Source organism: Zhihengliuella sp. ISTPL4 (assembly GCF_002848265.1).
Taxonomy (GTDB): domain Bacteria; phylum Actinomycetota; class Actinomycetes; order Actinomycetales; family Microbacteriaceae; genus Microbacterium.
Genome location: NZ_CP025422.1, coordinates 2953263 through 2966697, shown reverse-complemented (window position 1 = coordinate 2966697; position 13435 = coordinate 2953263). Strand labels below are relative to the sequence as shown.

10 protein-coding genes and 1 riboswitch are annotated in these 13435 nt (G+C 71.0%); of the genes, 4 read left to right on the top strand and 6 right to left on the bottom strand.

The genetic code is table 11. From position 1 onward, the window contains the following. Window positions 1-5: 5 nt before the first annotated feature. From CYL12_RS14110 to CYL12_RS14100, 3 genes are all read right to left on the bottom strand, one after another. Window positions 6-797 carry an energy-coupling factor transporter transmembrane component T family protein gene (locus tag CYL12_RS14110; RefSeq protein WP_101848144.1) on the bottom strand — a complete coding sequence of 264 codons (792 nt, stop codon included), beginning with the start codon at window positions 795-797 and terminating at the stop codon, window positions 6-8. After that, window positions 794-2251: an ABC transporter ATP-binding protein gene (locus tag CYL12_RS14105; protein WP_199399136.1), complete on the bottom strand. Its 1458-nt coding sequence runs from the start codon at window positions 2249-2251 to the stop codon at window positions 794-796. Before CYL12_RS14105 ends, CYL12_RS14110 begins: the two co-directional genes overlap by 4 nt. Beyond that, window positions 2251-2889, bottom strand: coding sequence for an ECF transporter S component (locus tag CYL12_RS14100; protein ID WP_101848143.1), 639 nt, complete (start codon window positions 2887-2889; stop codon window positions 2251-2253). The genes CYL12_RS14105 and CYL12_RS14100 overlap by 1 nt, the downstream gene beginning before the upstream one ends. Further along, a riboswitch (TPP riboswitch) is annotated at window positions 2882-2991 on the bottom strand. Its footprint overlaps the gene before it by 8 nt. A 77-nt stretch (window positions 2992-3068) precedes the next feature. Between CYL12_RS14100 and CYL12_RS14095 the strand changes: the two genes are divergently transcribed. Then, window positions 3069-4598, top strand: coding sequence for a D-alanyl-D-alanine carboxypeptidase family protein (locus tag CYL12_RS14095; protein ID WP_101848142.1), 1530 nt, complete (start codon window positions 3069-3071; stop codon window positions 4596-4598). A gap of 58 nt (window positions 4599-4656) precedes the next feature. Here CYL12_RS14095 and CYL12_RS14090 read toward each other — a convergent pair whose 3' ends face one another. Next, window positions 4657-6927 (bottom strand): ABC transporter ATP-binding protein, encoded by a 2271-nt coding sequence (locus CYL12_RS14090; protein WP_101848141.1) that lies wholly within the window; start codon window positions 6925-6927, stop codon window positions 4657-4659. Further along, window positions 6924-8651, bottom strand: a complete 1728-nt coding sequence (locus CYL12_RS14085) for an ABC transporter ATP-binding protein (RefSeq protein ID WP_101848140.1) — start codon at window positions 8649-8651, stop codon at window positions 6924-6926. Before CYL12_RS14085 ends, CYL12_RS14090 begins: the two co-directional genes overlap by 4 nt. Window positions 8652-8854: 203 nt before the next feature. Here CYL12_RS14085 and CYL12_RS14080 point away from each other — a divergent pair, with 203 nt between their 5' ends. Together CYL12_RS14080 and CYL12_RS14075 are read left to right on the top strand one after the other, a co-directional pair. Continuing rightward, the gene (locus tag CYL12_RS14080) at window positions 8855-9877 is read left to right on the top strand and encodes a hypothetical protein (RefSeq protein ID WP_101848139.1); all 1023 of its coding nucleotides are present in this window, start codon (window positions 8855-8857) and stop codon (window positions 9875-9877) included. Next, window positions 9874-10281: a GntR family transcriptional regulator gene (locus tag CYL12_RS14075; protein WP_101848138.1), complete on the top strand. Its 408-nt coding sequence runs from the start codon at window positions 9874-9876 to the stop codon at window positions 10279-10281. Before CYL12_RS14080 ends, CYL12_RS14075 begins: the two co-directional genes overlap by 4 nt. Before the next feature lie 8 nt (window positions 10282-10289). On the opposite strand, the gene CYL12_RS14070 is transcribed toward CYL12_RS14075, so the two are convergent. Next, window positions 10290-11351, bottom strand: coding sequence for an enoyl-CoA hydratase/isomerase family protein (locus CYL12_RS14070; RefSeq protein WP_101848137.1), 1062 nt, complete (start codon window positions 11349-11351; stop codon window positions 10290-10292). Window positions 11352-11461: 110 nt separating this feature from the next. Between CYL12_RS14070 and CYL12_RS17465 the strand changes: the two genes are divergently transcribed. Then, a complete protein-coding gene (locus tag CYL12_RS17465) occupies window positions 11462-13414 on the top strand; it encodes an ATP-binding cassette domain-containing protein (protein WP_233486757.1) in 1953 nt (650 codons plus the stop codon). The last annotated feature ends 21 nt before the right edge of the window (window positions 13415-13435 follow it).

The following is a 13435-nucleotide window of genomic DNA, read 5'->3' as shown; positions in this document are numbered from 1 at the left end:
GCAAGTCAGGACGGACCGAGAATGAAGTTCCAGGACCCCGTGATGACCGCGGCGGCGATGGCCGTCCCGGAGATCCCCGCGCCGACGGCGAGCAGGATCCACTCGGCCGCCCCGAAGCGCGACGCCCGTGCCCACGTCCGGCGTCCGGGCGCGCCGAAGCCCCGAGCCTCCATCGCCGTCGCCAGCTTCGCCCCGCGGCGGATCGACAGCACGAGCAAGGCGAAGGCCATGCCGAAGAAGCGCCGAATGCGTCCGCGATCGGCGACGCCGCGCGCCCGGCGCGCGAGTTCCAGAGCTCGCCAGTCGTCGAGGAACAGCCCCACCATGCGGAGGCCCGCGAGTGCGCCCAGCACGAAACGGGCCGGCAGCCGCAGGATCTGCCCGAGACCGTCGGCGAGATCCGTGGGATCGACCGTGATGAACAGCACCACGGAGGGCAGGGCGATCGCGAGCACCCGGAGCATCGTCGCGAACGCCAGCGCGAGCGACCCCTCGCTGATGCGCAGCACGAACCAGTCGACGTACACAGTGCCGCTCGTCTCGCCGTAGAGGGCGATGGTGAGGCCGGTCAGCGGTGCCGCGAGCCAGACCGGCCACGTGCGCACCCAGAACTCCCGCCAGCCGATGCCGGCGAACAGGAACAACACCGCTTCCAGCGCCAGCGCGACGGCCGCCGAGACCGGATCGAGCGTGAGGATCAACGGCACGGCGATGAGCGCGCTCACGCCGAGTTTCGCGACCGGGTTGATCCGGGCGACGACGCCGGTGCGGGCGGAGATGGTGGCGAGATCCGTCATGTGTGCGCCCCCACCGTGAACCTCATGGCGTGCAGGGCGCGCGCCACATCGAGGTCGTGGGTGATGGTGACGACGGCGGAGCCCTCGTCCCTGAGCGCGGCGAGCATCGCGACCAGCTCCGCCCAGGTGCGGGCGTCCTGACCGAATGTCGGCTCGTCGAGGATGAGCACCCTCGGTCGTGTGGCGATGGCGGCCGCGACCGTGAGACGACGCTTCTCCCCACCCGAGAGCGTGTACGGGTTGGCGGCCCCCAGGTGGGACAGACGCAGGCGCGCCAGCAGCTCGTCGACGCGCGCCGCGACCTCGTCCTCGGAGACGCCCAGCGCGCGCGGACCGATGGCGAGCTCGTCCCGCACGGTCGTGGCGAGGAGCTGGTGCTCCGGCTCCTGGAAGACCATTCCGATCCGGGTGAGGAGGTCGCGGGACGCCCAGCGGATCGGCGCGGGATCGGCGCCCCGAGTGAGCATCGGCGTCGCGATCACGGCCCCCTCCGCGGGCGGGAGCAGGCCCGCGAGGGTCAAACCGAGCGTGGACTTGCCCGCGCCGTTCGGACCGGTGATCGCGAGGGCCTCGCCCGCACGCACGTCCAGGTCGATGCCGCGGGCCACCGGATGCCCCTTCACCCGCGCCACGGCGAGTGCACGCGCCGACAGCAGCACCTCCCCTGGCACCGCCCGCGGTGGCGGGGGTTCGACGGGAGGACGGCCGGGCACCCACACACCGTCCGCCGCGAGGCGCTCCCCCTGCGCGTCGAGCACGTCCGCGGGAGGGCCGTCCGCGACCACGCCCCCGGCGCCGAGAACGATCACCCGGGTGAGGAGGGGCAGCCAGACCTCGAGCCGGTGTTCCACGACGACGAGTGTCGCTGGTCGCGCCGCGAGCATCCGCTCCACCGCCGCCCTGACCTCGCGCACGCCGTCGGGGTCGAGGTTCGCTGTCGGCTCGTCCAGCAGGACGAGTCCCGGGCGCATGGCGAGCATCCCCGCCAGGGCAAGGCGCTGTTTCTGCCCGCCGGACAGCGCTTTGGTCGGGTGGTCGAGCGGTACGTCCAGGCCCACCGCCGCCATCGCCGCCTCGACCCGGGGCCAGATCTCGGTGCGCGGCACTCCGAGGTTCTCGCAGCCGAAGGCGACGTCGTCGCCCGCTCTGGCCAGGATCACCTGCGAGTCGGGATCCTGGAGGACGAGCCCTGCCCGACCGCGGGTCGCCACGGCGGGCTCGCCGTCGACGAGGAGCTCCCCCTCGCTCTCGCCCTCCTCTTCGCCACCGAGCACACCGGCGAGGCCGTGGAGCAACGTGGACTTGCCCGCCCCGGAGGCCCCGAGCACGAGCACGCGCTCGCCGGGCTCGATGCGGAACGAGACATCGCGCAGCGCCCAGGCGAGGCGGCTCGCGTGGCGCCACCCCCAGCCGCGGGCCTCCACGGCGGCGGGAGCCACCTGCTCTGACGCCATCAGACGCGGACGCGCGCCTCGCGCCCCGACCCGAAACGGTCCAGTGCTCCCGTCGCGGCGATGCCGCGGGCAAGCACCCAGGAGAGCGCTCCGGCGATGACCGCTCCGGAGATGACCGTGCTCACGAGGTAGATCGCGGTGAACGCGGGACCGGAACCGGCGTACCAGAGGATGAGGTTGTTGATGCCGCCGGCGAGCGCGGCCCCCGCACCGGCGAGGATCGCGACGGGCAGCGACCAGCGGCGGTAGAAGAACAGGAGGAAGATCAGCTCCGCGCCCAGCCCCTGCACCAGTCCCGCCTCGAGCGTGAGGAACCCGCCCCACTGGTTGCCGATGAGCGCCGAGACGACGGCAGCCAGCAGCTCCACGTAGATCGCGGCGCCCGCCTTGCGGATGATGAGTCCACCGAGGACGCCGGCGAACAGCCACGGGCCGTCGAGGAGGCCCTGGAGACCGGGGAGCAGCGGCTCGAGCAGGGCCTTCGGGCCCAGGTACCCCACGTTCCAGGCCAGGAAGATCAGCCCGGCGGCGACGCCGAGGACGCTGGCGACCACGATGTCGACGACGCGCCAGCGCAGATAACTGCGCGGAGCGGCCGTGGTCTTCGCCGACGGGGATGCGGACGTGGACGTACTCATGTGAACTCCTCCCTGCGCTGGCATGACCCAGATCAGGTTCGACGGTCGAAGCGCGATTCGCTCCCTCTCAGCCCGGCTCGCCGGACTCCCGTGGTTGTGCTGTCGATCCTACCGCCTTCCGCCCGCACGTTCCGAGCCGTGCACGGCGGATTCCGGGCGGCATTCGGTACCGTAAGCGAGTGACCGCTTCCGATCCCCCTGAAGAGGCGTCCGGCGGCGTCGACGTCGACGCGCGGCCAGAGGACTCCATCCCGCTGTCCTCGGCGTCCACCGGCGACGCGCCGGAGGAGGCCGCCGTCGGTGCGGAACGACCTTCCGCGGCCGGGTCGCTCACCACGGGGCCGGTCGCCTGGGCTGATGCGTCGGCACCTGCGACGGCGCTGACCTGGGTCGATCCGACGCTCGTCGCCGCGGGGTCGTCGATCCCCGAGTTTGACGCGTCTCCGGGGGTGCAGGACGGGACGGGACTCCTGCGCGACGCGAAGCTACGGCCCGCGATCGCCGCTCCGGGTCTGCTCGTGCCCCTCGGTGTCCTCGTCGGACTCGCCTCCTCCTACGCGGGCACGACCCTGTTGTGGCCTCTGCACGAGGTCGCGCCGACCGTGCAGGCGGTGGAATTCACTCCCGTCGCCGCCCCGACCGCGGCCCTTGCCTGGCCTGCGGTCGGCGACGGTGCGGTGGGGATCGCCGGCATGACCACCGCGGCGTCCACCACGGCGCCCGTGAGCATCGCGAGCATCACGAAGGTCGTCAGCAGCCTCATGGTCCTGGACCGCCTGCCGCTCGCACCGGGCGAGCAGGGACCGGAGTTCTCCTTCACCTTCGCCGACAGCATCCGCTACTGGGACTATCGGATCGCCAATCAGTCCGCGCTCGACGTCCCCGTGGGCGGAGTGCTGACCGAGTACCAGCTCCTGCAGGGCACCCTGCTCGGCTCGGCCAACAACTACATCGATCGGCTGGCGGCGGAGATCTGGGGGTCCGACCGGGAGTTCGCCGCCGCGGCCGAGATCTGGCTCGGCGAGCGCGGACTCTCCGGGATCACCGTGGTCACGCCTTCCGGCTTCGACGAGCGCAACGTCGCCACCCCGGAGGCTCTCGTGGCTCTCGGGGAGATGGCGATGCGCAACCCGGTGTTCGCGGAGATCGTGGGCACCCGTTCCGTCGAACTGCCGGGAGCCGGCACCGTCGAGAACACGAACGGCATGCTCGCCGACCCGGGCGTCGTGGGCATCAAGACCGGCACCCTCGTCGGATGGAATCTGCTGACCGCCAAGGACATCACCGTCGGCGATTCGACGGTCCGGCTGTATGCAGCGGCTTTGAATCAGGAGGACGACGAGGCGCGCCTGGCCCTCACCCGCGCCCTGTTCACCCAGACGGAGGCGGCGCTACAGGCGCAGGGCCCCGCGGTTCCCGCGGGAACGGTGGTCGGGCGCATCGTCACCGTCTGGGGGGAGAACGTCGACGTGGTCACCGAGGAGGACGCGGACGTCGTGCTGTGGAACGGAGCGAGCGCGACCTCCGCGCCGGTGTTCGATCTCGGCGAGGAGCGCGATGCGGACGCAGCGGTGGGCACCCTCACCACGAGTGGCCCCGTCGACACCGCGGAGACCACGCTCGTCCTCGACGACGCCGTGGACGGCCCGAGCCCGTGGTGGCGACTGACGCACCCCCTCGAGCTCCTCGGGATCGCCGCCGACGACTGAGCCCCTGCGGACGACGCCCCGCTCCGTATCCGGAGCGGGGCGTCGTGCATCATGCCGATCAGGCGCGGGGCGTGGTGCCGTCGGCTCCGTCGTCCAGCAGGGCCTTCGCGGCCGCGGCCTCCGCCGCGGGGACCTGAACGCCGACCGCGGCGCCGGCCACCGCGTCGACGGCCTGCTCCTCCGCGCTGGCTTCCGCGTCCGCGTCGCCGGTCACGACCACCGGCGAGGAGCCGGTGAGCGCGGCTTCCGCGTCGAGGTCGGTCGCCGCCTGCTCGAACTGCGACTGGTACAGGCGCCAATAGGCGCCCTGCGCTGCGATGAGCTCGTCGTGCGTACCCTTCTCGACGATGTCGCCGTGCTCCATCACGAGGATGAGATCCGCGTCGCGGATCGTCGACAGGCGGTGAGCGATGACGAACGAGGTGCGCCCCTGCCGGAGCGCGGCCATCGCGTTCTGCAACAGCAACTCGGTGCGGGTGTCCACTGCCGATGTCGCCTCATCCAGGATCAGGATCGACGGCTGCGCGACGAAGGCCCGCGCGATCGTGATGAGCTGGCGCTCACCGGCGGAGACGTTCGAGGCGTCTTCGTCGAGCACGGTGTCGTACCCCTCGGGAAGCGCGTGCACGAAGCGATCGACGTAGGTCGCCTTCGCTGCGGCCAGCACCTCCTCGTCGGTCGCGGTCGAGCGGCCGTAGCGGATGTTCTCGCGGATGCTGCCGGCGAAGAGCCACGGATCCTGGAGCACCATGCCGGTGCGGGACCGCAGGTCGTCGCGCGTGATGGTCGAGATGTCCTGGCCGTCGAGCGTGATCCGCCCGCCGCTGAGCTCGTAGAACCGCATGATGAGGTTCACGAGCGTCGTCTTGCCGGCGCCCGTGGGGCCGACGATCGCAACGGTCTGCCCCGGCTCCACGCGGAACGACAGGTCGGTGATGAGCGGACGCTCCGGGGAGTAGGAGAAGGACACGTTCTCGAACTCGATCACGCCCTCCCCTTCGCGGAGGGCGGGGGCGTCCGGGGCATCGGCCTCCTGCTCGTCGGCGTCGAGCAGGTCGAACACCCGCTCCGCCGACGCCGTGCCGGACTGCACGACCGCGGCCATGCCTCCCAGCTCGGACAGCGGCTGCGTGAACTGCTGCGAGTACTGGATGAACGCCTGCACGTCGCCGAGTCGCAGCTGCCCGTTCGCGACCATGAGGCCGCCGAGCACCGCGATGCCGACGTAGGTGAGGCTGCCGACGAAGGTCATCGCCGGCATGATGATGCCGGAGAGGAACTGCGCCTTGAAGCTCGCCTGGAACAGCTCCTCGTTCTCCGCCTTGAACTTGTCCAGGGCGTCCTGCTCGCGGCCGAACACCTTGACCAGGGCGTGGCCGGAGAAGGCCTCCTCGACCCGGGCATTGAGTCGACCGACCTTGCGCCACTGCGTGCCGAAGGCCTTCTGCGACCGCGGACCGATGATCCCGAAGATCACGCCCATGAGCGGGAGTGCCACGAGAGCCACGAGAGCGAGCTGCCACGAGATCGAGAACATCATCACCAGCACGCCGATCACCGTCAGCACGGCGGTCAGGGCACCCGACAACGACTGCTGCATCGTCTGGGTGATGTTGTCGATGTCGTTCGTCACGCGGGAGATCAGCTCGCCGCGCTGCACCTTATCGAAGTACGACAGGGGCAGCCGGTTGATCTTCGCCTCGACGGCCTCGCGCAGGCGCCACATGGTGCGGACCATGATGACGTTGATGACGTACCCCTGCAGCCAGCTGAGGAACGCGGCGACGACGTAGATCGCAAGGACCGCGGCGATCACCCAGCGCAGGGCGTCGAAGTCGATGCCGTCGCCGACCCGGAAGTCGCCGAGCGCCCCGACCTGGTTGGCGAAGTCGGTCTGCCCGGCGTCGCGCAGGGCATCGGCCACGACGTCCTGCGGCGTCCCTGCGGGGAAGCCGGGGAAGTCCCCGTTGGGCTGACCGAGCTGGATCGAGATGAAGCCGCGGTAGACGATGTTCGTCGCCTCGGCGAGCACCTTCGGGGCCGCGACGGTCAGCACGACGCCGATCGCTCCGAGGATCGACACGAAGACGAACCAGACCGCGGAGGGCTTGAGGAGCCCGATCATCCGGGCGAAGCTCGTGCCGAAGTTGTCGGCCTTGCCCGGCGCGACGCTGTCCCAGTCACCGGAGTTCTGCCGGGCCTGCTCGGCCAACTCCGCCTCGTACTGCTCCTCGGCGGTGAGCTCGCGCTCGACCGTGGGAGCGGCGGCCGTGCCCCGTCCGCGGCGCCGCTGGGTCCCTGAGCTTGTCGAAGGGTCCTGCTCGCTCATGCGTCCACCCCCAACTGCGACTCGACGATCTCGCGATACGTCTCGCTGGTCTCCAACAGTTCCTCATGGGTGCCGACGCCGACCATCGTGCCGCCCTCGAGGACCACGATGCGGTCCGCGTCGGTGATGGTGGAGACCCGCTGCGCGACCACGATCTTCGTCACGTGCGGAAGCTCCCGCCACAATGCCTGGCGGAGACGAGCGTCCGTCGTGAGGTCCAGCGCCGAGAAGGAGTCGTCGAACACGAGCACCTGCGGACGGTGCACGATAGCCCGCGCGATCGCGAGGCGTTGCCGCTGACCACCGGACACATTCGTACCGCCCTGGGCGATGCGGGAGTCGAGGCTGTCCGGCATCTCCTCCACGAAGTCGCGACCCTGAGCGATCTCGAGTGCGTGCCAGAGTTCCTCGTCGGTGGCGTCCTCCCGGCCATAGCGCAGGTTGGAGGCGACGGTGCCGGTGAAGAGGAACGGACGCTGCGGCACGAGGCCGATGCTGTCCCACAACGCCTCGACGTCGGCGTCACGGACGTCTGTGCCGCCGACGTGCACCGAGCCGGCGGACACGTCGAACAGGCGCGGGATCAGCGAGACGAGCGTGGTCTTGCCGGACCCGGTGGAGCCGACGATCGCGACGGTCTCGCCAGGCTCGGCGGCGAAGCTGATGCCGGTGAGGACCGGGGCGTCGGCGCCGGGATAGGTGAACTCCACGTCGTCGAACGCGACGGCGCCCGGCGTCGGGAAGGCGGTGACGCCATCCGCCGGGCGGGTCATCGTCGACTCGGTGTTCAGCACCTCGCCGATGCGCTCAGCCGAGACAGCGGCACGGGGGATCATCATCGCCATGAAGCTCGCCATGATGACGCCGCCCATGATCTGACCGATGTACTGCATGAAAGCGAACAGGGTGCCCACCTGCACGGTGCCGTTGTTGACCTCGATGCCCCCGAACCAGATGACGGCGACCACGGTCACGTTGAGGATGAGCATGAAGAGGGGGAACAGCAGGACGAACAGCGAGCCGACCTTGCGGCCGACGACCATGATGTCGGTGTTCGCGCCCCGGAACCGCTCTTCTTCGATCCGCTCGCGGACGAAGGCCCGCACCACGCGCACGCCCGTGAGCTGTTCCCGCATGATGCGGTTCACGTTGTCGAGCTTGCCCTGGTAGCTGCGGAACAGCGGCACCATCCGCCCGATGACCAGCGCGGCGAGGACGAGGAGCACCGGCACGGCGACGGCGATCAACCAGCTCAACTCGGGGCTGGTCTGCACGGCGAAGATGATGCCGCCGATCGCGAGCAGGGGGGCAGTGACGAGCATGGTCGCGCCCATCATCGCCAGCATCTGCACCTGCTGGACGTCGTTCGTGTTGCGGGTGATGAGGGATCCGGCGCCGAACTGCGAGACCTCGCGCTCGGAGAAGCCGCTGACCTTGGCGAACACGTCGGCCCGGATGTCACGGCCGGCGCCCATCGCGGCGCGGGCAGCGAAGAAGGTCGCGATGACCGAGGCCACGATCTGGCCGAGCGACACGACCAGCATGAACAGGCCGGTGCGCCAGATGTACGCGGTGTCACCCTGCGCGACGCCCTCGTCGATGATGTCGGCGTTGAGGTACGGCAGGTAGAGGGTGGCAGCCGCGCTGGCGAACTGGAACACCAGCACGGCGACGAGGAGCCACTTGTAGCGAGACAGATATCGGAGGAGGAGTTTTCCCAGCACAGGCGGACTTTCTAGGAAGGAGGAGGCGGCGGGTCTCCCGGCAGACGGATGCCGACCGACGACCGGCCATAGGACAGGGTGCCACGAAGCGGCGACATTCGGATCCCCCTCCAGGCGGACCTTCGCTCACAGCGAACCCCCCGATGTATCACTGAGATGACACAAGTTGTGATAGACAGGTGACACAAACGAACGGAGCCCCCATGCCGAACGCCACCCCGCCCGATATCGCCGGTGCCGTGTTCTCGTCGCCCGCCGTCTCACTGGCGCTCGGCATCGTGGTCGCCGCGCTGCTCGCGCTCACTCCCTGGTGGCGAGGGGGTCGGGCTGCCGCGACCCGGCTGTCGCGCGACGAAGCCGGTGCTGTCGTCGCGCGCTACGGCCCCGAACGTCGCCTCCTCGCCGTCGGGGCTGTGGTCGTCCTGGGAGCGGGGGTGACCGTGGAGGTGCTCGCGCGGCACGTGCTGCGGCTGGACGATCACGTGTCCTGGTGGCGCTATGCCACCCCCGTCCTCGCCACCACCCTCGCCCTGGCTGCGCTGGCCCTGGCGATCGCGGCGCGGCGCGCCCGCCATGCGACGCTGCCGGTGGTCACGGGAACCCGCCGGACCTGGCTCTCGTTCAGCGCCCGCGGCGCTCTCCCGGCCGCAGGATCCGCCCTGCTCGTGCTCGTCCTCACGACGATCGCGTCCGGCAGCGCCTCGTCGAACGTCGACGGCGGCCCTTTCGTGTTCCTGGCGATCCCCGCGCCGAACACGGACGTCGACCCGGTGCGGCTCTGGTTCTTCGGCTGGGCCTACGGCCTCCCCGTGCTGCTCTCCTGCGGGCTGCTCGTCGCATCCGCGGTATGGGCGCTGTCGGCGAACGCCACCCGTCCGTTCCTGCGCCCCGAGACGGTTCCGGCCGAACACCACGAGCGCCGCCGCATCGCCGCAGGGATCGCGCAGGTCGCGACGGGCGGCGTCCTGCTCACGGTGGCGGCCGCCTGGCGGTTCATCGGGAACGCAGGGCGGATCGGCCCCCTGACGATCGAAGGCGAAGGCACGTTCGAGGTCGTCTGGCGTTATGCCGACATCGCTCGCGCGGCCGGCGTGGTGGCGCCCGCGCTGGAGGTCACTGCTGTCGTGCTGCTGGTGCTGTCGGCGCTGGCGATGCGGCCGGCCATCTCCCGCGGATCTGCCGGCCCGTCCCCCGCAGAGCCGCTGCCGGCGGAGGGCGTCCGATGACGCCACGCTCTCCGCTGGCCGGCGCAGACGACGCGCTCCCGGCGCGCGACATCTACCGACAGCTCCGCGGTCTCATCGTCTCCGGACAGCTCGGCGCCGGTGAGCGCCTCCCCTCGGTCCGCCAGACGGCCAGCGACCTCGGGGTCGCCCCGGGGACAGCGGCCCGCGCCTACAAGATGCTGGAGGCCGACGGGCTGGTCGTCTCACGCACGGCCGCAGGCACCCGGGTCGCCGACTCGGCCGCCGTTCTGCCCGCAGCGGTCATCCGTCGGATCCGCGAACTCGTCGACTCCGCAGAAGACGCCGGAATCGATGCCGCTGACGTGACGGACGCCCTCCGCACGATCTGGCGGTCAAGGCACGTGAACTTCGAACGGCCCGCCGCCCTCCCCGGCGAGAGCTGAGCAGCGGGTCAGAACAGCGGAGGCTGCGGGACGTAGGCGCGGGCGGCTGCCCCGGCGTCCGGGTCGAGCTCGGTGAGCGAGGCCGGCTGCCACTTCGGGTTGCGGTCCTTGTCGACGAGCTGCGCGCGGATGCCCTCCACGAGATCGGGGTGCTCGTTCACGAACCACAGCACCCGGCGGTACTCCCCCTCGAGCGCGCGGCGCAGGTCGGTCATCTCGCGAGCCTCCCGCACCGCGTCGAGCGTCACGACGAGGCCGGTCGGGGCCAGCCCGTCGAGGAGGTCGGCCACGGCAGCCGTCTCGTCGGTGCCGAGCGCTCGGAGCCGTTCCAGGATCTCGGGCACCGTCGGGGCGGCGAACGCCTCGTCGATCCAGGCCCGCGCGGCAGGAAGAGTGGACGGCTCGGGGGTTTCGTCGAAGAGCAGGACGATCTCACTCGGGCTGGTCGGATCGGCCCGGTAGGCCAGAGCGTCCCGCAGCGCATCGAGGCGGTCGGAGGGGACGAAATGGTCGGCGAAGCCCGCGTACACGGCGTCCGCACCGTTCATCGTCGTGCCGGTGAGACCGAGGTACTCGCCGAGCCGCCCCGGCGCCCGGCCCAGAAGCCACGTGCCGCCGACGTCGGGCGTGAAGCCGATCCGCGTCTCCGGCATCGCGAGCTTCGAGCGTTCCGTGACCACGCGGATCGCGGCATGCCCCGCGAGGCCGATGCCACCACCCATGGTGATGCCATCGGCGAGCGCGACGACGGGCTTCGGGTACTCGCCGATCATGGCGTTCATGGCGTACTCCGCGCGGAAGAACTCCGCGGACCGCTCCGGATGACCGGACGTGATCTGGGCATGCAAGCGGCGGACGTCGCCTCCGGCGCACATGCCGCGTTCCCCCTCGCCGTCGATGAGGACGATCTGCACGTCGGAGTCGTCGCGCCAGGCGACGAGCGCCCTCGTGATGTCGGCGATCATGTCCTCGTCGAGCGCATTGATCGCCTCGGGGCGGTTGAGCGTGAGCCGCCCGAGCGCTCCTTCGGTGCGGATGAGGACACGGGGCGCGGCGGGGGTATCGGTCACGGGTGCCAGGCTACCCCGTCGCGTGCGGCCGGATTCCGCACGAAATGCGGGTTTAGAGGCGGTTTTCCGGCAGGATAGGAGGAACTGTTCATCGCAACGAGAGGTCCCGGATGCCCGAAGGACAGGTGCTCGAGTTCACGAACGTGACGAAGCGCTTCAACGAGGTGACGGCCGTCTCGGACTTCTCCGCACGGGTCGAGCCCGGCGCGGTCACTGCTTTCCTCGGCCCGAACGGCGCGGGCAAGACGACGACCCTGCGCATCCTGCTCGGTCAGGTGCGCGCCACGTCCGGCACCGCCACGATCGGCGGCGTCGCGTACGCAGAGCTGCGTCAGCCGCTGCGGACGATCGGCGCAGTGCTGGAGGAGACGGCCTACCGACCGCGCCGCACCGCGAGCCGCCAGCTCACCATCGCCGCGAAGGCCAACGGCATCCGCCTGGCCCGCGTCGACGAGGTGATCTCGCTCGTCGGCCTGGAGAGCGAGGCGGATACCCGCATCGGTGGCTTCTCGCTCGGCATGCGTCAGCGGCTCAGCGTCGCCCACGCGCTGCTCGGCGACCCCGGAGCGCTGGTGTTCGACGAGCCGGCGAACGGTCTCGACCCGGAGGGCATCCGCTGGATGCGCCTGCTCATGCGTCGCCTCGCCGATGAGGGCCGCACGGTGCTCGTCTCGTCGCACGTCCTCAGCGAGATCGAGCAGGTGGCCGACCACGTGCTCGTGCTGTCCAAGGGACGCCTCGTGCTGTCGAGCGGGATCGAGACCCTGGCCGACCCGGCCGGCGGCTCCGTCGTGGTCGACTCCGTCGACCGCCCCGGGCTCACCACCGCCCTCGTCGCCGCCGGGTTCGACATCGAGGTGCTCCGCTCCGGCCTGACCGTCCGCGGCACCGACGCGAGCCGGGTGGGCGCGGTCGCGGCCGAGGCCGGCATCGCCCTGAGCACGCTCGTGCAGCGCGGTCCGACGCTGGAGGACGTGTTCATCGACCTGATGCGCGGCGGCCGCTTCGACACCGCGCCCGCGGTCGAGCAGTCCGCCGACGCTTCCGCCGAGAGCGACACCGCGACGGAGACGACGACGGGCGAGGCCGCCGCCGGCGCTGCCGCCTCGGCTCTCGCGGCCGGTGGAGCCGCGGCTCTCGCCGACGACCTGAACGCCGAGACCGCGGGCGACGTCCCCGCCCCGGAGACCTCCGCGGACGATGACGCGGATGACGATGCCACCCGGGTGATGCCCGTGGTCGAGGACACCGCGGACGATGACGCCACTCGCGTCATGCCCGTGGTCGAGGAGACCGGCACGCCGACGTCTGCCGATGCGGCAGAGGCCACGGACGTCGCCGCCGATGGCGACGCCACGGATCCCGACGCCGCGCGGTCGTTCGACGACATCGTCTTCGGCGCACCCGCCCCGGCGGCCGTCGAGTCCCCCCGGCGCTCCTTCGCCGCCCTGTTCGCGGCGTCCGCCGGTGTATCCGACGACGCCGCCTCTCCTGCAAACGGGTCGTCCGTGCAGCCCACGGAGGCCGACACGTCGGTCGAGGTGGAGGCGGAGAGCGCCGGGCCGGCTCCCACGGTCGATGACGCGCCTGCGGAGGACGCCGACGGCGCCGGCGAGGCCGAGACCGACACTCAGGACCCGATGTCCGGTGCCGAGCAGCCCGCGGGCGTGGAGTTCTTCTCCGACCTCGGCGCCTCCCCCGCTTCGGGTGACGGGTCCGCCCACCCCGACGAGACGTCCGAGACGGAGCCGGCCTCCGAGCCCGAGGGGAAGACGGACGACGCCGCCGCAGACGAGGACCCACGATCCGCAGCCGTGAGCTCGATGCTGGCCGCCGCCGCGCGCGCCTACTACGAGGACGAGCCTCGCGACTATCCGCTCTCCTCCTCGGAGGGAGACGGCGGGGTCGCGGAGAGCGCCGACGCCGGTGCGACGGCGACGGAATCCGCCCCGCAGGACGAGGAGGCGCACGCCGATGGTCCCTCGGATGCCCCCGCAGAGGACGTTCCGGCGGAGGAGCACACGGCCGCCGGGGACCAGCACGACGACGAGCAGCACGGCTGAGCTGAACGCTGCAGACGCCGA

Bases quoted from the DNA above. Each gene is read 5' to 3' on its own strand.
- CYL12_RS14075 (WP_101848138.1), top strand. From the start codon at position 9,874: ATGACGCCACGCTCTCCGCTGGCCGGCGCAGACGACGCGCTCCCGGCG.
- CYL12_RS17465 (WP_233486757.1), top strand. From the start codon at position 11,462: ATGCCCGAAGGACAGGTGCTCGAGTTCACGAACGTGACGAAGCGCTTC.
- CYL12_RS14090 (WP_101848141.1), bottom strand. From the start codon at position 6,927: ATGAGCGAGCAGGACCCTTCGACAAGCTCAGGGACCCAGCGGCGCCGC.
- CYL12_RS14080 (WP_101848139.1), top strand. From the start codon at position 8,855: ATGCCGAACGCCACCCCGCCCGATATCGCCGGTGCCGTGTTCTCGTCG.
- CYL12_RS14110 (WP_101848144.1), bottom strand. From the start codon at position 797: ATGACGGATCTCGCCACCATCTCCGCCCGCACCGGCGTCGTCGCCCGG.
- CYL12_RS14105 (WP_199399136.1), bottom strand. From the start codon at position 2,251: ATGGCGTCAGAGCAGGTGGCTCCCGCCGCCGTGGAGGCCCGCGGCTGG.
- CYL12_RS14100 (WP_101848143.1), bottom strand. From the start codon at position 2,889: ATGAGTACGTCCACGTCCGCATCCCCGTCGGCGAAGACCACGGCCGCT.